Annotated in this window: 5 protein-coding genes; 2 read left to right on the forward strand and 3 right to left on the reverse strand. The window is 45.1% G+C overall.

The features are described 5' to 3' along the window. Window position 1 precedes the first annotated feature (1 nt). The 3 genes from WD077_02205 to WD077_02215 form a co-directional block, all read right to left on the reverse strand. Window positions 2-13885: a CARDB domain-containing protein gene (locus tag WD077_02205; GenBank protein ID MEX0966024.1), complete on the reverse strand. Its 13884-nt coding sequence runs from the start codon at window positions 13883-13885 to the stop codon at window positions 2-4. A 313-nt stretch (window positions 13886-14198) separates the two neighbouring features. After that, entirely contained in the window at window positions 14199-17480 is a 3282-nt protein-coding gene (locus WD077_02210) for a HEAT repeat domain-containing protein (GenBank protein ID MEX0966025.1), read from the reverse strand. Window positions 17481-17580: 100 nt separating this feature from the next. Next, window positions 17581-17964: a DUF423 domain-containing protein gene (locus WD077_02215; protein ID MEX0966026.1), complete on the reverse strand. Its 384-nt coding sequence runs from the start codon at window positions 17962-17964 to the stop codon at window positions 17581-17583. A gap of 153 nt (window positions 17965-18117) precedes the next feature. On the opposite strand from WD077_02215, the gene WD077_02220 reads away from it, so the two are divergent. Next, window positions 18118-18657, forward strand: a complete 540-nt coding sequence (locus tag WD077_02220) for a hypothetical protein (protein ID MEX0966027.1) — start codon at window positions 18118-18120, stop codon at window positions 18655-18657. A 27-nt stretch (window positions 18658-18684) separates the two neighbouring features. Next, complete coding sequence (locus tag WD077_02225; protein MEX0966028.1) at window positions 18685-18876, forward strand: hypothetical protein; 192 nt, start codon at window positions 18685-18687, stop codon at window positions 18874-18876. Window positions 18877-18946 lie beyond the last annotated feature (70 nt).

The following is an 18946-nucleotide window of genomic DNA, read 5'->3' on the forward strand; positions in this document are numbered from 1 at the left end:
TTTATTGATTTGGTAACACCAGAATAAATCCTAGTGCCTTAGTGGATTTAGCGTATACAACGATGCTTCCATGGTAGCCCGGACGAAGGACACCACCTAACCGGTCGCTTTCCTGTAAGTTTAGAATAAGGGAAGTTTTTTCCTCTGCCAGCCCGCTCACTGAAAAAGCTACCGGAGCCCCTGCCACACTCTTTAATTCAATTTGCACATTATGGAGATCCGTATTACCATTATTTGAAAAATCTATCTGCAATGCCACTACCCTGTTCGCTCTTGTACTGGATGGATAGTTCAGATGCGTTTGAAGGTCGCCCAGCGTACCGGTTATTACTTCAAAAGACTCATATAATACTGCGGTATCGCCCGTTATCTTTTGCGCAATTACATCATAATCACCGGTAGGTGACCCTTTCAGATTAAAAGTAGCATAAACAGTTGTAGGATCAAAATAATGAACTGCCGCAGCCTTTATTTTAATAGAATCTTTCCTAAGGTAAAGGCTCATCAGCGGATCAAATTTGGAACCTTCCACCAGCAATGTGATGGTTCCGGCATTAGCGCCTTTATCAGCCTCCACTGACCGTACCTCAAAGTCAAGGATTCGGGCGTGCAGAGTAATATTCTGAGATGCACTTCCCGGTTTATTTCCATAAGTCAGAATATATCCGTTTCCTTCCTGGAGTTCCGGTACAACTACCTCCTGGTTTCCTGCAAACGGATCAGAGAAAGATTCATCATAATCTACACGGGTAGGCATTTGATCATGGCGATAGTATAATTCGTTGTTGCCGTTTACGGAATCACCTTTAAGCGTAACAAGCAGCGATTCCCCTTCTAATGTGTCAGCTACTTCTACGCGATAATATAATTCCGTGTTATTCTCAAGAATTTCAGGAGTGAGTACATTCAGGTATAATTGCTTTACATCCACACTCAACAGATCAGTCGAGGCTGTTAAATTATTGGTGTCATTGCTTTCGCGAATGTTCTCCTTAATGTCCGTTTTCACCAGCACATAATAGTTGTCAAGAGGAATATTTTTCAGCTTGGACGAAAGGGAGCGCGATGCCTCGGCATTTGGCGTAATGTTGATCGTGCCACTTCTGATACCAAATAGTTCGTCCTGAATATCCCACAATGAATCGGTTGACAAATAAACCGCATCGGTCATATAGCCTGAAGCCGGGTTTAATCCCGTATTCTTCACTTTCCAGGTGATATTTATTGTTTCCCCGGCAATCGCACTGTCGGGCAGAGAAATTTCTGATATCACCAAGTCCGATGGCGGTTGCTGGCTAATGAGCACCGGCCCATTGAATTCATTATTGTTTTCATTAAGATATTCATAAACAGCATTGCCATTATCCGTAACTATTATAATTACGCGGGCACCTGATACACCTGCCGGGAGAAATGCTTCGACACTGTCAGTATAGGACCCGTTAACGGCAAGGTTTCCGGAGTGTATTCGGGTGGCAATTACCGGATCTCCGGTAATTGAAAAATCCGTGGAGAGATAAATCCTGTCAGTCCATGTACCTGCGAGGGTTGGACCGGTTCCGTTATTTTCAACCGTCCATTTCAATTTAATGGGCTGTCCGGCTGTTCCCACAGTTGGAATATCTGCACTGGTAATTTGAAGGTCGGGAGGAGGCGTGAAGGTAATATTGATGACAGCGGGGTTTCCGGAACTATCACGCATCAGGCCTACATTGTCCGCTCTGTTGTCATCATCGCAGACATCATGACGATCCGCGAGTAACATGAGATAGTAATCCCCGGAAAGACCATTTGGAATTGTGATATTTCTTGCCGTGGAGTAGCTGGCACCTGTATCCAAAAACCCGTGATGAACCAGCTCGCCCGCATATTTATCAACGGAAGTCTGAAGGATCGTATCGGTAGAAAGATAAATCGCATCATACCACTGATTGGGAATGGTGCGGGCAAGACCGGTGTTCGTTGCCTGCCACTGAACATTGACGAGCTGCCCGGAATTGGCGGAATCCGGCCCCGATACCGAGGTAACTGTCAGATCCACGGGAGGATACCGGTATATGAATACAGCCTTGCTCCTAAGGAGGTTATTGTTCTCATCAGTATGCTCATAAATCTCGTTTTTGCTGTCCGTCTTAAGATAAAAATAATAAAGACCTTGTGCTAAAGTTGATGATAGAACGACCGGTGTGATCACAGAATAACCCGAGTCAGGTTGTAAGAAAGCAGGCCCGCTGTTACTGGAAACCCTGGTGGCATTGGATGCATTCCAGACTGAATCCGCTGAGATATAGAGTTCATCGCTCCATAAACTTGCCGTGGAACTGCTGCCTTTATTCTCAATCTCTGAATCAATATAAATTAAATTGCCTGCTGTAGTCGTATCCGGCAGGGTGAGAGAAACCGGCAGGAGGTCTGGCCAGGGCGAAAGCACAACCGACATTCCATTGCTGCGTGTGATATTATTGCCTTCGCCTGATGCTTCAACAACTGCATTTTTATAATCTGTATAGATAAAAACATAATAGGTTCCTGAAATTCCATTAGGTAAGGTTACTAATTTCTGACGAAGTAAGCTGTCCCCCGAATTTATGTTTGAGTTGCTGAACAGTTCTCCAAGGTAGGTCAACGAATCAGGATCAAAGCTGCTGTACCGGCTGAGATAAACTGCGTCATAGTAACTTCTGCCCGTTAGATTTCCGTGACCATTATTACGATTGTACCATGAGATCAAGATGTCTTTGCCTGAAGAATCTGCTGACGGTGTATTAATAGTAGCTACCTGCAGGTCAGCGTTTGTAACTTCCATGGCATCCGGACTACGGCCTATATTATTGGTTTCGATCAGGAATTCATATATCCTGTCATTAAAATCGGTATGAACAAAGAAATAGTAAGGACCCGTGAGGTAATGCGGGATTCGAACGATGGAGCTTACGGAATACGAATCAGTTGGCTGTAATGGCCCGTAGCGGAGATTTGTTTTAAGCAAAATAGAACGACCGGGAACAAAGTCAGCCGTATCAGAAATATATACCCTGTCATACCACGAGGTGACAGGACTACTTCCGCCTTCATTGCCCACCACATAATCCACACTTATCCATTGCAGATTATGCGCTGAATCCGGCACTGAAACACTCCTGACGGCTAAGTCAGGCGGAGGTGTAAGTATTACTGTAATAGAATCGCTCTGGGTGGTATTATTAAGCTCTGAAGAATGCTCATAAATATTATTATGAATATCCGTGGTAATAAAAATATAATGCCTTCCAAAGTCGCTGATTGGAATTTGGAAATTGACTGTCCTGGTATACGAACTGTCTGGCAACAAAACTCCTGTATGTTTAAAAGTACCGACAAGATCCGAATTGGCAGGATTGAAAAGAGAATCCTTAGAGAAATAAACCCGGTCATACCACTGGCTTCCGGCAGTTGCGCCAATTCCATTATTTTGAACTTCAAAAGTAATGGGCATTGTTTGTCCGGAAAATACATTGTTTGGAACAATAATGCTGTCAACCACCAGGTCAGGAGGAGGTGTCAGCGCTACCGACATTGCCGAAGTGCTTCTTGTTCGGTTGTTGTTTTCGTTAGCCTCTGATAAATAACTATAGTTGTCGGCAACGGCAAAAACGTAATAGTTACCACTAATGCCTTGTGGTAATGTAAAACCAAAACTTTGGGAATAACTGCTGTTTTTGCCCAGGGCGCTAAAATTCTTTACGCTTCCTAAATAACTGTCTGTGCCTGGATCATAGATGCTGTCAGCAGATAGATACACCGCATCATACCAAACCCTCGAACCAGTGCTTCCATTCCCAGAATTTCTTACTTGCCAGTTCACGTTCACATTTTGGCCTGAAAAGGCATTTGAAGGCAACGAAACAGACTGCACGATAAGATCCGGCAAGTCTTTCAGCGTAAAGATCTGACTTGGGCCTGCTGAGTCCTTACAAGTATTCTTAGAAACTATAAGCCATTCATATGTCACTCCGGGTGAAAGTCCTGAATAAACCACCGTGGAAATTCCATTAATATTCGTAGTGAGTGGTGTTCCAGGCTGAACCGCGGAATCCGGCCATAGATAAAGGTCATATTTTGTTGCGTCAGTTCCCGGAAACCAGCTAAAAGAAACAGGCAGTGTAATTTCTGAAGCGGAATCCACAGGGATCATCTGGCTCACGGGTCCGGGTTGGTTCAGGAAAAGCACATCTACGTCCACTGTATCATGATAAACGCAACCAATGGCATTCGTCACTGCAACTGTAAAACTGCTGTCATTTGGCGGATTCACCGAAATTGACCGAGTGGTCTGGCCAGTAGACCAGCTATAGCTTTGGCCATCATTTACAGTGAGAATGGCTGTATCACCCGGACACAATCCTGCAGCAGCCGAATTGGTAACCGATGGCAATGGAAGCATTTTAACGGCCTGTGTGGCAGAGGTTGTAAAGCATCCGTGCTGATTGTAAGTCCGAACCCAATATCCGCCTGAAGTTTTTGCATAAATGGAAGATGTTGTGGCGTTGGTATTCCAGAGAAGATTGCCGGTGGCTGAAGTGCTTAACTGCACCGAATCACCGTAACAAATGGTATCGTTTCCATTCACCGTAATCACTGGCGCGACAGGTACAGGCAATACATCCACTCGTACAGTATCCGTTTCTTTACACCCCTGAGCATTAGTTATGGTAACACTATAGCTGGTGGTGTCAGCAGGGCTTACATATATTGCAGACGAGCCGCTGCCAATACTCCAGTAATAAGAACTTCCGCCAGTAGCATAAAGACGAACTGTATTGCCATAGCAGACTGAAGTATCAGCGATTACAGACGGATTGAAAGGTGCGTAATTTGTTACGGCTTGTTTCAGGGTGTCGTTCGCAGGTATAGAATCATTCGTCAGTGAGGTATAGAATATGAAATTGTAAGTGGTCTGGGATCCGATATCCACCGTTGTGTTAAAAGTGAAGTCGAAGGACTCACCGGGCTGGATTGTGTCAGTTCCTATACTTTGTGTAATGGGCGTCCCATTGTCTTTGATATATGTTACATCAAAATTGGTCTGAGGCTGGAAGCCGTAGTTCTTGATCCGCACTGTGACCTTTTCAGCGCTGCTGTGCCCACAACCGGTTACAGGATTGATCACGCTTGCTATGCCTACATCTTTGCTAACTGGATTGAATTCATCCGCCCCGATATCAGGTGTAGATGTGCTTCTTAAGTCCCCGTCCACATCAGTTGTAATACCACTTATGGTTGTAGCCATCTCGTTCAATCCGGTCTGGCGTGCATGCAGATTAGTAGCCGAGACATAAAACGGATCTATAGAAAGAGAGTTAGCATCCTTTCCCGTGGCACTTTGCCAGGAGGCAAGATCGCCTACGTTGCCAGAGTTGTAGTACGCCAGGCTGCTGCCGGTACTGTAAATGTTATTGTAATCAGAAACCGAAAACACATTGGAACTGGCATAGACGGCATACGCCCCGGCTGAATTGACGAGATTATTATTTTGAGCGTAAATGCTGGATGAACTGGTTACCTCAAGCGCGCGGCTGTTCAGCGAATCTGTCCCATAAATATTTAGGCTGTTGAAATAGATGTTTACATAATTACAATTGCTTATCAAAAGTGCACGGGGGTAACTCGAACCGGCCACACTGATAAAATTATTGACAAGACGCATTCTGTTAGAGAAATTCCCGCTGAACGCATATAAGTAAATGCCTATGTTGCCGCTCTCGTTATCAATCCGGTTTGCAGCAATAACAGGAGTACCACTTGCATAATAAATGTAGATATTGTAATGGCCTTGGTATCCTCTTGCCGTATGCATCTGGTTTCCCTGGATAGATGGAGAAGCCTGGAATGAGAGGTAGAGTCCATACCGGAATTGATCATCAAAAATATTGTCCTCAATTTTTAATCCCGTTTCAGGATTTGAGGTATTGTAACCCTCAGCCAGCACTCCGTAGTTGCCGTTTTCAAAATAGTTGTTCTCTATTACCACGTTTTTGGCCCGGCCGGAATATCCCATGTGGATCAACATGGGATAATAATAGTAATAAGTAGCGCTATTCCCGGTAATATGGTTATTGCTGAAAGAAACATTTTCACAACGGTCAGTCATCCATATCACACGGCCGTAGTGAGACCCGGTAGCTTTTATCCCCATATTACGGAATGTTACATACCTGGCGCCTTTAAGATACACCACATAATTTTTGCTGCTATTTCCGGAAAATGAGAGCGTCACCAGGCTGCTGTCAAGATTTTCCGATTCAAAGGTGATCGTATTGGAAGAAGATGCCCCTGGTACTGAACCGATAAGGATTTGCTCATTATAGGTTCCGTTGCGCACTTTGAAAGTTACGGCTCCGGAAACGCCTCCATTGTTGAGTGCGTCTACAGCATCCGTAAATGTAGGAAAATCGGGATTCGTGCCGCCAATGCTATAAATCCCTGAGAGGGCCGGGTATACGTTTAACCATTCAATTGTATCATTAAACCTGCTCCCATCGGTTTGTCCGTTAGGCTGAGAAGTCCAGGCCACAATGTTTACTGCGCTCGCAACAGAAAAGCTTACCTGTCCCAGATATACCAGCGCGGAATCTTCCGGAAGCAATGTGTCATTCCAGTTAACGGTAGTCTGACCGGAGCCATTAAGCGTCCAGTTGATCGTGACCTGCGTCAGGCTATCAGAACCATAATTTTTCAGCTTCACCCATACATTATGCACCCCGGCCATAAAGCCGGCTGCCGGAGAGTCTACGGCTGTAAGTCCGGCATCATTTGGAAAAGTAGTGAATTCGTCAGCGCCAATATCCGGAGCAATGCTGTCCCGGAGTTCCCCATCAATATCCTCAGACACAGAAGAAAGGAATGTTCCTGCTCCATTCAGAATTGATTCCCGCACGTGGAGATCCGTAGCAGAAACAAATTGAGGATTTATGGAAAGGGAACTGCCATCCATTCCCGTCCCCGATCGCAGGCTGCTGAGGTTGCTATAAGTGGTGGGTGACCAATACCCCAACGTGGAACCGGAAGTATAAAAATTATTAAAATCTGAAGAAGTAACTGCAGAGGAGGAGGTAATATAAAAGGCACTACCCCCCGAACTATTGGCAAATATGTTATTCTTCAGCCGTATGTTACTGCCAGCGGCAATATAGGAATACCCCGAATTGCTATTTCCCTGCGCATTAAAACTGTTATGATAAACATCGATGTAGGATGAACTGTACAGGTAAAGCGGGTAAGGCCAGGAGGAAGTCCCACAGGACACGAAATTATTGGCGACTAAGGCACTTTTAGATGACGTACCTGATGATGAGTAAATCAAAATTCCGTACCGGATACTGGTATTACCGTTGACATAGTTCTTCAGGATCCGGATGTCGTACTGGCAACTCGTGAGGTAAATTCCATTAAAGGATGAGTAAAAGGTTTTTGGCTGAATCTTATTTTCTGCAATCAACGGAGAGTGTCCATAGGCGACATAAATGCCCATATAATACTGGTCTGAGAACAGGTTGTTGACAACCTGATTATCCCGCTGGTAAAGGCTGGAGTTACCACTGAATTGCACACCGATGCTTCCATAGCGAATAAGGTTATTTCGGAAAATGATGATAGAATCAGAAGTTCCATCAATATGTGCCGCGATCATATTGGAAGAAGTGGTGGAAAGATCCACACCTGTAATCCGGTTTTGCAAAAATGACAGATGATGGGAATTATTCGTGGTATAAATAACCTTCCCATAGGTGTTACCGGTAGCTATCAATGTCATCTCCCTGAAAGTGATATATGCAGAATTATCAAATAGCACCGTATAATTTGAATCGGAATGGGAAGCCGAATAAGTTAGCTCCACCAGAGTGCTGTCGCTGTTCTCAGATTGGAATATCACACTACGTGTATCTGAAGCGCCTGGAATATTGCCAAACCGGAGTTGCTCGTTATAGGAGCCATCCCGGACATTAAAAATTACCGGCCCGGCCACACCACCATAAGTTAGTGTGGTGACGGCATCCCCGAAGGTCGCAAAGTCAGGACTTACGCCACCGATGGTATAAGTGCCGCTCAGCGCAGCATAAAGATCTTTCACTTCCAACGTATCATTCGTATTTATGCTGTCAATTCCGCCATTGGGAGATGAAGACCATAATTTAATATCATATCCAACTCCCGGAAGAAAATTGAAATACCCAATGCCAGTAGATATGGTATCTCCGGAATTCAGCGAGCCATGCCATTTAGTTGAAGGTTGTGCCACCCCATTCACGGTCCAGTTCAAGGTTACGCTGTCAAGATCATTCAGGCCATTGTTCAGCAGGCGAACAAATACCTGATGAGAATCTGCCAAAAACGGGATAGCCGGAAAGACCAGAGCAGGAACGGCCGCATCCTGAGGACTGGCATTGAATTCATCGGCTCCAATGTCGGGCGCTGTGTTGCTGCGTGATTGTCCGTCAATATCTATTGGTACACCGGAAAACGGTATTCCGGCATTATTGAATGCCACATTAAATGTATGAAGATCCGTTTCGGATATAAATCCGGGAGATACCGAGATGGAATGGCTGTCAAGGCCTGTTGTCGAAACCCAATCAGCAAGAGTAGCGCGATTCCCGCTGTAGTAGGCCAGCACAGACCCGGTTGTATAAATGTTGTTGTAATCAGAATAATCCAGAGAAAATAAGGAAGCAAGATAAAAAGCTACTCCTCCCCCGCTCTGTGCCAATATGTTGTTTTGCACCGTGTTTTCTGAGCCATAATAAATACTCAGCGCTCTGTTGGTTGATGTGCTCTCAGCCGTAATGTGAATGGAATTATGCACAATGTCAACATTTTCCAGATAGTAGAGAAGCATTCCTTCCACATCAGGGTTGCCACTACCATGAATAAAATTGTTGGCGATCAGCCCTCGCTTTGCCCCGGTAGTTTCATGATCGTACATATAAATGCCATACCGGCCCTCTCCTACCCCAAGTTTATTTCCGCTGATAATAATCTCTTCCTTCGTATCTTCTGTTAGTATTCCGAAGTAAGAGCTGTAATTACCGGTCGGCATTCCAATCACATTATCGGATATTTCCAGGTCCGTCTGATATTCCGCATAAATGCCACAATAATTTTGATTCCTCAAAATATTTCCCTTCACTAAATTATTCATTCCCAGAAAAGAAGATCCTCCATAAAAATAAATACCCCTTGAGCCACCTTCTATTAGGTTATTCATGATTTCGTTTCCACTGTTGGAAGCGCCATAATCCAGCAGAATGGGGCTGTAGGCATACGAGGTTGAGGTGGTGGTTGGCGCCAGAATGATACAGTTCGTAATAATGTTATGCTCAGCACGATCATTCAACCAGAATACCCGCGAATAACCTCCGCTGGTAGCTTCCAGTGTCATGTTTTTAAATCTTATATAATCTGCGCCATTAAGATATACCACGAAGCTTTCTGAGAAATTGTTACTACTATAATATAATCTCACAGCAGTGCTATCGCCAGTCTGGCTTTGGAAAGTAATGGTATGGGTGGCTGAAGCACCGGCAATTTCGCTAAGTGTTATTTGTTCGTTGTAATTACTATCACGCACATTGAATACAACCCATCCGTAAACGCCTCCCTGTTCCAATGCCGTAGCGGCTGCTGTAAAATTGGCAAAGTCCGGATTTGTGCCCCCGATCGTATAGGTGCCGGAAAGGCCGGGAAAAATATTGTTGAGTGAAAAAGTATCATTTGCATTCAGAGGATCCTGGATGCCGTTCGGTAAAAACGTCCATGCAATAATGTCAACTCCGGAACCGAGCGTGAAAGAACGATTTCCCAGCAATACATGAACAGTATCTCCTGTGGCGAGTTGTCCCTGCCAGGTGACCGGAGATTGCGCCACTCCGTTCATGGTCCAGCCGACTGACACACTGTCCAGCGTATCGAGCCCTGCATTGAGAACAATGGCTTTTACCGGTTGATTTCCCGGTGAAAAAGGAATATCCGGTGAATTGAAACCTGCCAATGCACAATCCAGCGCGGGAAGCGGGAACTCATCAGCCCCTATATCAGGTGCCAGGCTATCGCGAAGTTCACCATCAATATCCGTTGTAATTCTGGATATGGGAAGCGCTACATCACGCAGCAGGATGTTGGTGGTATGGAGGTCAGTAGCTGATACGAAAAGCGGGTCTGCTTCTATCGAATTCGAATCAAGGCCGGTGCCTGCCTGCCACCCCGACAAACTTGAATAACTAGAAGAACTATGCTCTCCTAATGATGGACCTGTAACATTAAAATTATTATAATCCGATCTGTTTATTTGTGTACCGCCTTCAAAAGTTACAGCCATCGAACCATCAGTGCATGAAATAATATTGTTCAAAATATTAAGTTCATCGCAGGCATAAAATTCTAACGCTGAATAATTTGTGGAATTAACAGCATGTAAAATTGAGTTAAAGTAAACATCCAGATATTCGCAATATTCTGCGGTAATAGCATTTCCATAGGAAAATCCAATATGAATAAAATTATTGGCAATAGTGGCCGGGCTGGATAAATTGGAATAGCTTTCATAGGCATAAATTGCATAACCCGAATTATTCTGTTTAAAGTCATTATTTAAAATACTAAATGACGGACAGTAATAGATATAAACGCCATAAAAAGTGGTAGTGGTCCCCGGCAGAATAACATTATTCCTGATAGAAGGCCCGTCAAGATACTCCAAATAGATACCGTAGCGCACCGGGCTTTCGATCAGGCAATGGCTTATATCTATACCGGGATTTTCAGAACCATAATCACCATAAAGCATGATCGCTGAACTTCCGTTTTTAAGGTGGCATTGAGATAAAACAAGGTTGCTGTCTACCGCCTCGTAATCGCTCCAGAAAATTGCATTTATATCGGATGTGGAAGTAGAAGTAGTGCCTTCCATCACACAATTGGAGAACTGAATATCGCCATTTACATCCTCTAATGCGACAACCCGGGCATAACTAAATGACAGCGATTTAAATGAGATTTGATGAAACCGAATCCACTGAGCTTCGCGCAGCAGCACCACATAATTAGCTGAAGAGGAAGTTGAAAACTCCATTTTCACCAGGCTGCTGTCTCCGGATTCTGAACGAAAAGTAACGGTGTTAGTGGCTGACACACCCGGAATCCTTCCAATTTCGATTTGCTCGGTGTAAGTTCCGTTACGTACATCAAAAATTACAGGCCCGGCCACACCTCCCGAATGCAGGGCGGAAACAGCCGAAGTAAAATCCGGGAAATCTGGTGTAGTACCTCCGATCGTATAGGTTCCGCTTAGTGACGCTACCAGGATTTTTGAGATGGTATCATTGTAATTCAGCGTATCAGAGATACCATTCGGGGCAAAAGTCCAGGCAACAATAGTATCCGCTTTTCCTGCTCCAAATGAGTTGGTTCCGAGCATTACGGAATCTACTTTCCCGGATGGCAGGTTGCCCGTCCAGGAATATGTGGTTTGTGGCGTACCATTGATTTCCCAGGCTATTGAATCCGTCAGCAAGGTGTCTGTTCCGCCATTCACCAGGGAAACCCAAATGGCGTTGCTGCCGGGATTAAAAGGCGTAACAGGCGAATCCACTGCTATCAATCCTGCATCCACCGGAGGAAGGATAAATTCATCAGCGCCTATATCTGGTGCCAGCGTATCGCGCGAATCTCCATCTATATCATGGATAATACCTGCTACCGGTATCCCGGAATGTTTAAGGACAGGCTGCCTTACATGGAGATCCCCAGCGCTGACATAAAGCGGATCAACATTGAAAGAATTGGAATCCATACCTGTAGCCGCCATCCAATCTTTCAAATTGTTTAAATCTCCATCCCAATAAAAATCTGCGGTTCCAGAGCCAAAATAATTGTTATGATCGGATAAAGAAACAGAATTCGTATCCGCCATATATGAACTATATCCGCCACCACGATTCAGGAAGTTGTTGTTGAGTATTCGTAAATTACTGGAGTAGTCAACCCGGAAGGCATAATTTTCCGGGTATGATGATGCGATGCTGACGTTGTTGTAAAAAATATCCGCAAATGCAGAAGAATAAAGATAAATCCCATAAACCCGATTCGTAGCCCCCGGATGTCCTGCACTGAAAAAATTATTCGTCACATGGCCCCGATTCACTGAATCGCCAGCGCAATAACCGAGATAGACAGCATATTCAAGATTGTCAATCGCTACCCGATTATTTGCCACCATAAATCCATCACGTACATAATACATGTAAATACCATATCCATAAGGATAGGTAGTGGCGGAAGTAATGACATTATTAAGTACCTGGGATCCCGACTGGTAAGTAAGGTAAACTCCCATGTAGTATTGATCTGAAAACAGATTATTAATGATACGCGTACCGGCCTCACGATCAATGGAATTGTTTCCTGAGCAATACAATCCATAGGCCCCATCAATAAATATATTATTACTGAAGGTTAAGGAATCATTTTTATAGCTTGAAGAAAAAACGAGGGCATAATGGGTAGATGTTGAGGTAACTGAAGTACCTGAGATAATGCAATTTGATAAACTAATGTTATGGCTGACATTTCTGATATCCACCACACGGCCGTAGCTGCTGCCGGTCGCGCCCAGGCTGATGCCATGAAAACTTAAATGGCTCGCACCATCTATCAGCAGGGTCCAGTTGCTATCGCTTCTGGAGGAAGGATAATTCAGGATACACGCGGTGCTGTCGCCAGACGCGGATTTGAACCTGATGAAGTTAGAAGCTGAGGCACCATCAATTTTTCCAATGTTAACCTGCTCCGAATAGGTGCCATCCCGTACATCAAAAACTACCGGACCACAAACACCGGCAAATGCCAGATCCGCGACTGCCGCAGAAAATGTTGGATAATCAGGTGTTGTCCCACCGATGGTATAGGTTCCGGAAAGCCCCGGCATTCGCACTACTTTCAGCGTGTCATTCCGGTTTATCGTATCGGTCCGGTTATTTGGGCCGGTTGTCCATACCTTGATCGCTGTGGGAATTCCTGCACTGAACATCCTCGAACCCAGCATCACCTGTACTGAATTCTGACCAGCCCCACCAAATGTATCCAGCGTACCTGTAAATAAGACCGGGGTTTGAAGCGTATCATTAATTGACCAGTTCACGGTAACTGTATCAATTTGGTTTATGCCATAATTCCTAATCTCTGCTACAATATTATGCGTACCCGGGCAAAATTGAGCGGGCGAATCAATCGCTGAAATCCCCGCATCATCGGGTGCGGTGGCCGCAAAGAACTTCACGGTCATGGTTTGTGTAGGAGCGTTGCAAGAAGTAGTTCCGTACCCACCCCAATTGTGATTTCCAATTGCCGGACGTAAAATAGGACCAACATCGCAATAACATTCTCTCGCCTGGTTATTTGCATTCAGTTCCACGGCATCCAAAGATGATGACCCTGAACCGCAGCCTGAACCGCAGCCCGTGCCCACTGTCCAATCTACACCATTACAAGTGATGGTAACGTCCGTTCCATTCCTGAGTGCAGCCGCTATCTGGCGTACTTCTGCTGCGGAGCTACATGTAACTCCGGTGGTGTTAATTGATCCGGAAAAGGTTACAGATAAAAAGTTATGTGCGCTGGTATCAAGCGAACTACGAAAGGTTTTCCAGTTGTCATATTGTGAAGAGCCTGCACAATAGGATGCCGAGTTAACAAATGTCTCACTGTATTCAAAATTCTGAGCATTGGCGGGATGAGCGTATATCGTAATGCAACCCACCGTTAGAATCACAACTGTTTTGCAAAAACTTTTTAACCGGTTTCGATGTCCGGCACCAAATAGCTTATGCCTCACGCGAGTAGAAAAACTCATAGAAGTGTGTTATTTCTGAATAAAGGCAATTTGGAAAAGAGAGGAATGCGGGCCTGATTGCATATCAGGAGCTACTTCAAAGTAAGTCTTTTAAAATCATACAAAAAACGGATTCCAGCCGGTTAGGCAAAAATATTTGTACTATTCAAAAAATATTATTCCAGTAATACTGAAATGTTTTTTGAATTTTATAATAAGGGGAAGGCAAGAAAATTTTAAAAAAACCTTATTACATGAAAAAATTATCTTGGATAAATAAATAAAATTGGGATTCTTTCATCCGTCAGCAATGTTGGAAATGTTCTTCTTTTAATTAATTGCCGTGTCGCGTCTTTTCAAGCCTCAGTATCTTTTCGTTCTGATCTCTGATGATGCGGCACAGAATCGTCATAATGCCCTGCGCTATTTCACCCCGGATTGACATCAGTTCATAAAACGATTCCTGATCAATGCGCAGCAGCAGGCAATCCGTAACTGCAGTTGCAGCGGCTGACCGCGGTTCCGGGTCCAGAAGCGCCAGCTCTCCAAAAAAGTCACCTTTCTTCAGGATGGCAAACTGATGTCCGCCATCATGTATGCAAATCTCCCCTCCATATATAATGTACATATTCTGCCCCAGATCTCCTTTCTGGAAGAGCATTCCTTTGGCCCGAAGCGTTTCTTCCACCACAATGGATGCGATATCCACCAGAATATTTTCCGGGGTATCAGAGAAAATACGGGTATTTTTTAACGTCAGCACTTTTTCTATTTCGGTGAGGGAATGCCGCGTCATTACCTCGATGTTGGCCTGATTGCTCATAACTGTATCATTTTTATTTAATACTTGCCTGGCTGCTTCTGCCATAATTTTATTTTCATTGTCAATATAATCCTCTGCTTTATGGAGTATTTGCGGGAATTGCTGAAGCGATGCCAATGCAAGTGCAATGGTATAGCGGGAGAACTCAGTACTGCCTTTTTCCAGCAGGTGCTCCACAATTTCCTGCACTGATAGCTCCGGGTGCAATTGTCGCGAGGTGAGGATCCTTGCCTTCTCTGCCGCAGGCTGATCTTCTGCATGGGCAATGATCCTTTGGCTTACCCATTTGGGCAGCAGGTTCTCGGCAGTTTCAAGGGCGTTGGCGGTGAGTTCTTTCCGCTTCACCCGCAGCGCCTCCCGGATGCTGATCACAGATTTCCTGTCGTATTGAAAGGACAGGATCAGGAATATCATCTCCTCGCGGATGAGCAGTTCATGCGCCAGGGACTGACGAAGGTCTTCCAGGGAATTTTCTTCCTTCAGTATTTCCATTGCTCCGTAGCACCAGGCCAGGTAGGTGAAATTGCCTTCAAGCTTCCGGTGCAGCGCTGGCTGATGCTTCATCTCCGCCTGGAATCCGGTGCTGTGCAATTCCCGTAGTGCATCCAGCCTTACCCTCAGGTTCCTGCTTTCTGAGAGTTTCAGTAAAAGAGGAATACCGGCTTTCCCGCGCATATTTCCCAATGCTACACATAGGGCGGAAAGCGCCTGGGGATCAATATTTCCTAAATCTATTTTCTTTTCAATACTGATCAATGCCTCCTTGCCAAACTGTGAAAGCGCACGGGTAATTTCCTGCTGCCACCGCCTCGATTCCAGCAAGGTCAGCAGCGGATCCAGCAAATGATGATTGCCAATATTTCCGCTGGCCCTGATCGCAGCTTTTTTTACTACAGGATCATCATCTTCATTTAAGAATGTAAGCAATGGACGGTAAAAGTTCTTGATGTGCAGCTCGCCAATTATATCGGCTGCCATTTTCCGGTCACCGGCCTCCGGAGAAGCAATGAGCTCCAGCAATTTGTGGCCGCCCATTACCACCGCCTCTACCCCGCCACTCTTCATGAGTCCGGTAATTGCAGCCTCCCGCAGTGCTCCTGACTCATGCTCCAGGTACGGCAGAAGCAATTCCGATGGATCGTCCTCAAGATGCGAAGCAGCCTTAATTGCTGCTGCTCTTACGTCAATATCCTCATCATTAACTGCCTTATCCATTATTTTTCCAAGCACTTCCCTTTTATTCAGCGATCCCAGTTTTTCAAGTACAAGCCTCCTGATTTGCGGTGAAGGATGATCCAGCAGCAGAACAAGCTGATTTTCTGCCTTTTGATCTCCGGACTGCAAGAGCAGGTGAACCGCATACGCCACTTCGGCCGGTTCGCTGCTTGCCAGCTTTTGGCGCAGCAACTCCCGCGTTTCAGGGTCATCCGTATCTATTTGAGATCCTTCTAGAAACCTCTTTTTTATGGCTGTACTTAATGTTTTTACGTATTGTTTTTTGGTAATAAATACCCAGCCCACCCAGCATGAGGCCAGGATAAATAAGGCAAGCGTAACCGGAAACAGGCCCTGGTTCTCACTCAAAGGATATATGATCCACAATCCGGCACCGGCCACGATAATTCCTATCGCATCAATATTTCCCTTTACCAGTGTATGCCCGAACAATCGCATGTGCCGGTTCAGGGGCTGGAAAAGGGTGAGGAATACCGGTACGTGGAGGCTATAATAAAGCATATTGGTAACTACCACCGTTATTCCGAAAAGCAGCAACAGCAACGAATGCTGCGGCACAGCAAGTCCCGTAGCAATAATCCCCAAGGTAAATGTGGCAAGGAAAACGGGAAGGACCAGCAGCACATTATTCACTCCCAGTTTGGTAATAATCCTTCCCGAAAGAAAGACTTTGGGGATTAAAATAACGGCATACCCAATACTATAAAAGAAACCTAGAAAATAAGCGATCCGCGCTCCTGCGGCATCACCGGCAGCGTCTCCCTCAAACCTGAATTTCACTTCCCTTAAAAAAGAGAAATCAATAAGGATAAGCGTTACCGTGGCGAAAAAGGAAAGAACGGCCAATACAAATATGAAACGGTTTCCAAAGAAGCGTTTCATGTTCCGGATAAAGCCGGGTTCACGCGGCTCCGCAGCATCCTCCTGGTGCGGCACGAACAGTTCAATGGAGGCGTTTTGCCAAACTTTCTGTAAAAAGAAGAAGGAGATCAAAAAGCTGCCGGCAGAAAACAGCAGGAAATCAGGAATGGAAATATAACCTGCCAGCCCCGAAACGGCCAGGAATCCCAGTGCCTTGGCAGCACCATCACCGGCACTGATGAGGCCGAACAGCCGCTTGCTTTGCCGCACATCGAACAGCAGTGCAGATATGCCCCAGAACTCAAGACTGTTAAGTTGATAAAGCATCCTGTGCCAGGCAATCATCAGGACCGGCAGCCAAAACACATTGCCAATATTCAACGCTCCATAAAAAAGCAGCGGAGAAGCCGCCAGCATCAGCAGCACAAAATACATGAGCTTCTTAAGCTCCAGTTTATGCTCAAAATGGCTGTAGATACGAGTGGTTGCCAGCAGCAGCAAAGCACCGGTTACGTAAGCCTGCGGAAGGAATCGAATATTGATCTCACTGATAAAAAGCGTGAGTGCCGTGGAATAAAAAAAGGCCAGGCCCACTCCCTGAAAAAAATTATGGAAGAAAAGGTTACGCACCACCAGCGCTTCTCCTCCCCGCAGATTCAGGATGCGGTCAACGGTTTCAGATACGTTCCAGGCCATGGGCTAATACCAGTCGTGAAGATAAATGCCGGTGGAAAGGTAATGATGCTAAAGCGAGGTTCGGAATTATAAATCCAAAAAAAAAGCACCGCTATTCCTTTTAATGGGAAAATGCCCTCCACGAACCCACTGCCATGCAAAGCCAGCCCGCCAGGAAACAAAGCCCACCGAATGGAGTAACCGCCCCAAAAGTGCGAATGCCGGAAAGTGCTAACGTGTAGAGACTGCCGGAAAAAAGAATGATGCCCGCCAGAAAAAGCCAGCCCGACCAATTCAACCAGCCATTAGGATGTGGCGCCAAAAACAACAGTATTCCTACAATCAGCACGGCAAAGCTGTGGTAGAAGTGATATGCTGTTCCGGTATTGTATATCTCCAGAAGATCAGCCGAAATCCGGCTCTTTACGGCATGTGCGCCAAAAGCACCTATCGCTACTGCAAGGAAAGCTGCTGCGGCACCGAGGATTAGGAATGTTTTGCTCATGCTGCAATATTAGCATATCCGCTCTCGCTCGCCTCTGGCGAGTGTGGGCTATCGGTGTGTGTGGGAGTGGGAGAGATTTAAAGACGGCCTCGCCTGTATGAATAAGGTGGAAGCCAGGGCAGAATTATAACGTGTTTTTCGTAAATTCGAAATATGAAACACTTGGTAATAATATTAGGATTGCTTCTTCCTGCTTGTTGCGCCTATGCACAATCTAAAAATCCTGTTGAAGCCGTCAGCCGCTATGGCGACACTTTGATGATTGAAATCGTCAATACCAATCAGGAATATGTATACTTTTATTTAGCGAATGACACCAGTAAGTCAATAAGGAAGGTTCGTCATTCATATTTCATAAACGTTCCCGGAAATTTTGATATGAAAGCGCCATTGCCACGGTTTCAAAAAGAGGACTTGACTCAACTAAGTCAACAGGAACTTTATTTGGATATTTCCCATGATTTAATCCGACTCCGAAATCAGGAGCATATTTCCTATTTGTGTATGGGTGGGGCATTTCTTTTTTCAATGTTATCAATACCTCCTTATGTAAATGGCAAACCCACAAAGGGAAATATATTTGTTGGGATAAGTGGCAGCCTCTCCATTATTTGGATTACAGTTTGGATATCAAGAGGCGTCCACTACACCCGCCTTGCTGATAAATTTAATGAGTTAAGTTCTCGGAAATAGTTTTTTAATCAGTAAAATATTAGCCACATGGACATAGTATTATTAATTGGAGGCCTGATAGGTTTCTTATTTTCTTTAGCAATGTTTGGTGATATCCGGATAGCAGGAATGTTTGCCAGCATTACAGCAATCGGTGCTGGCATTGGCCTGATGATGCATAGACGGCAGATGAAAAAGATTAAAAAGGAAATTGAGGAATTGAAAGCTCGGTTTCCGTAATATTCATAGCCCTCCCCGCTCTCGCTCGCCTCTGGCGAGTGTGAACTATCCCCAGGCGTCCCGCCTGCGG

The sequence above is a fragment of the Bacteroidia bacterium genome, assembly GCA_040880525.1.
GTDB lineage: Bacteria > Bacteroidota > Bacteroidia > CAILMK01 > JBBDIG01 > JBBDIG01.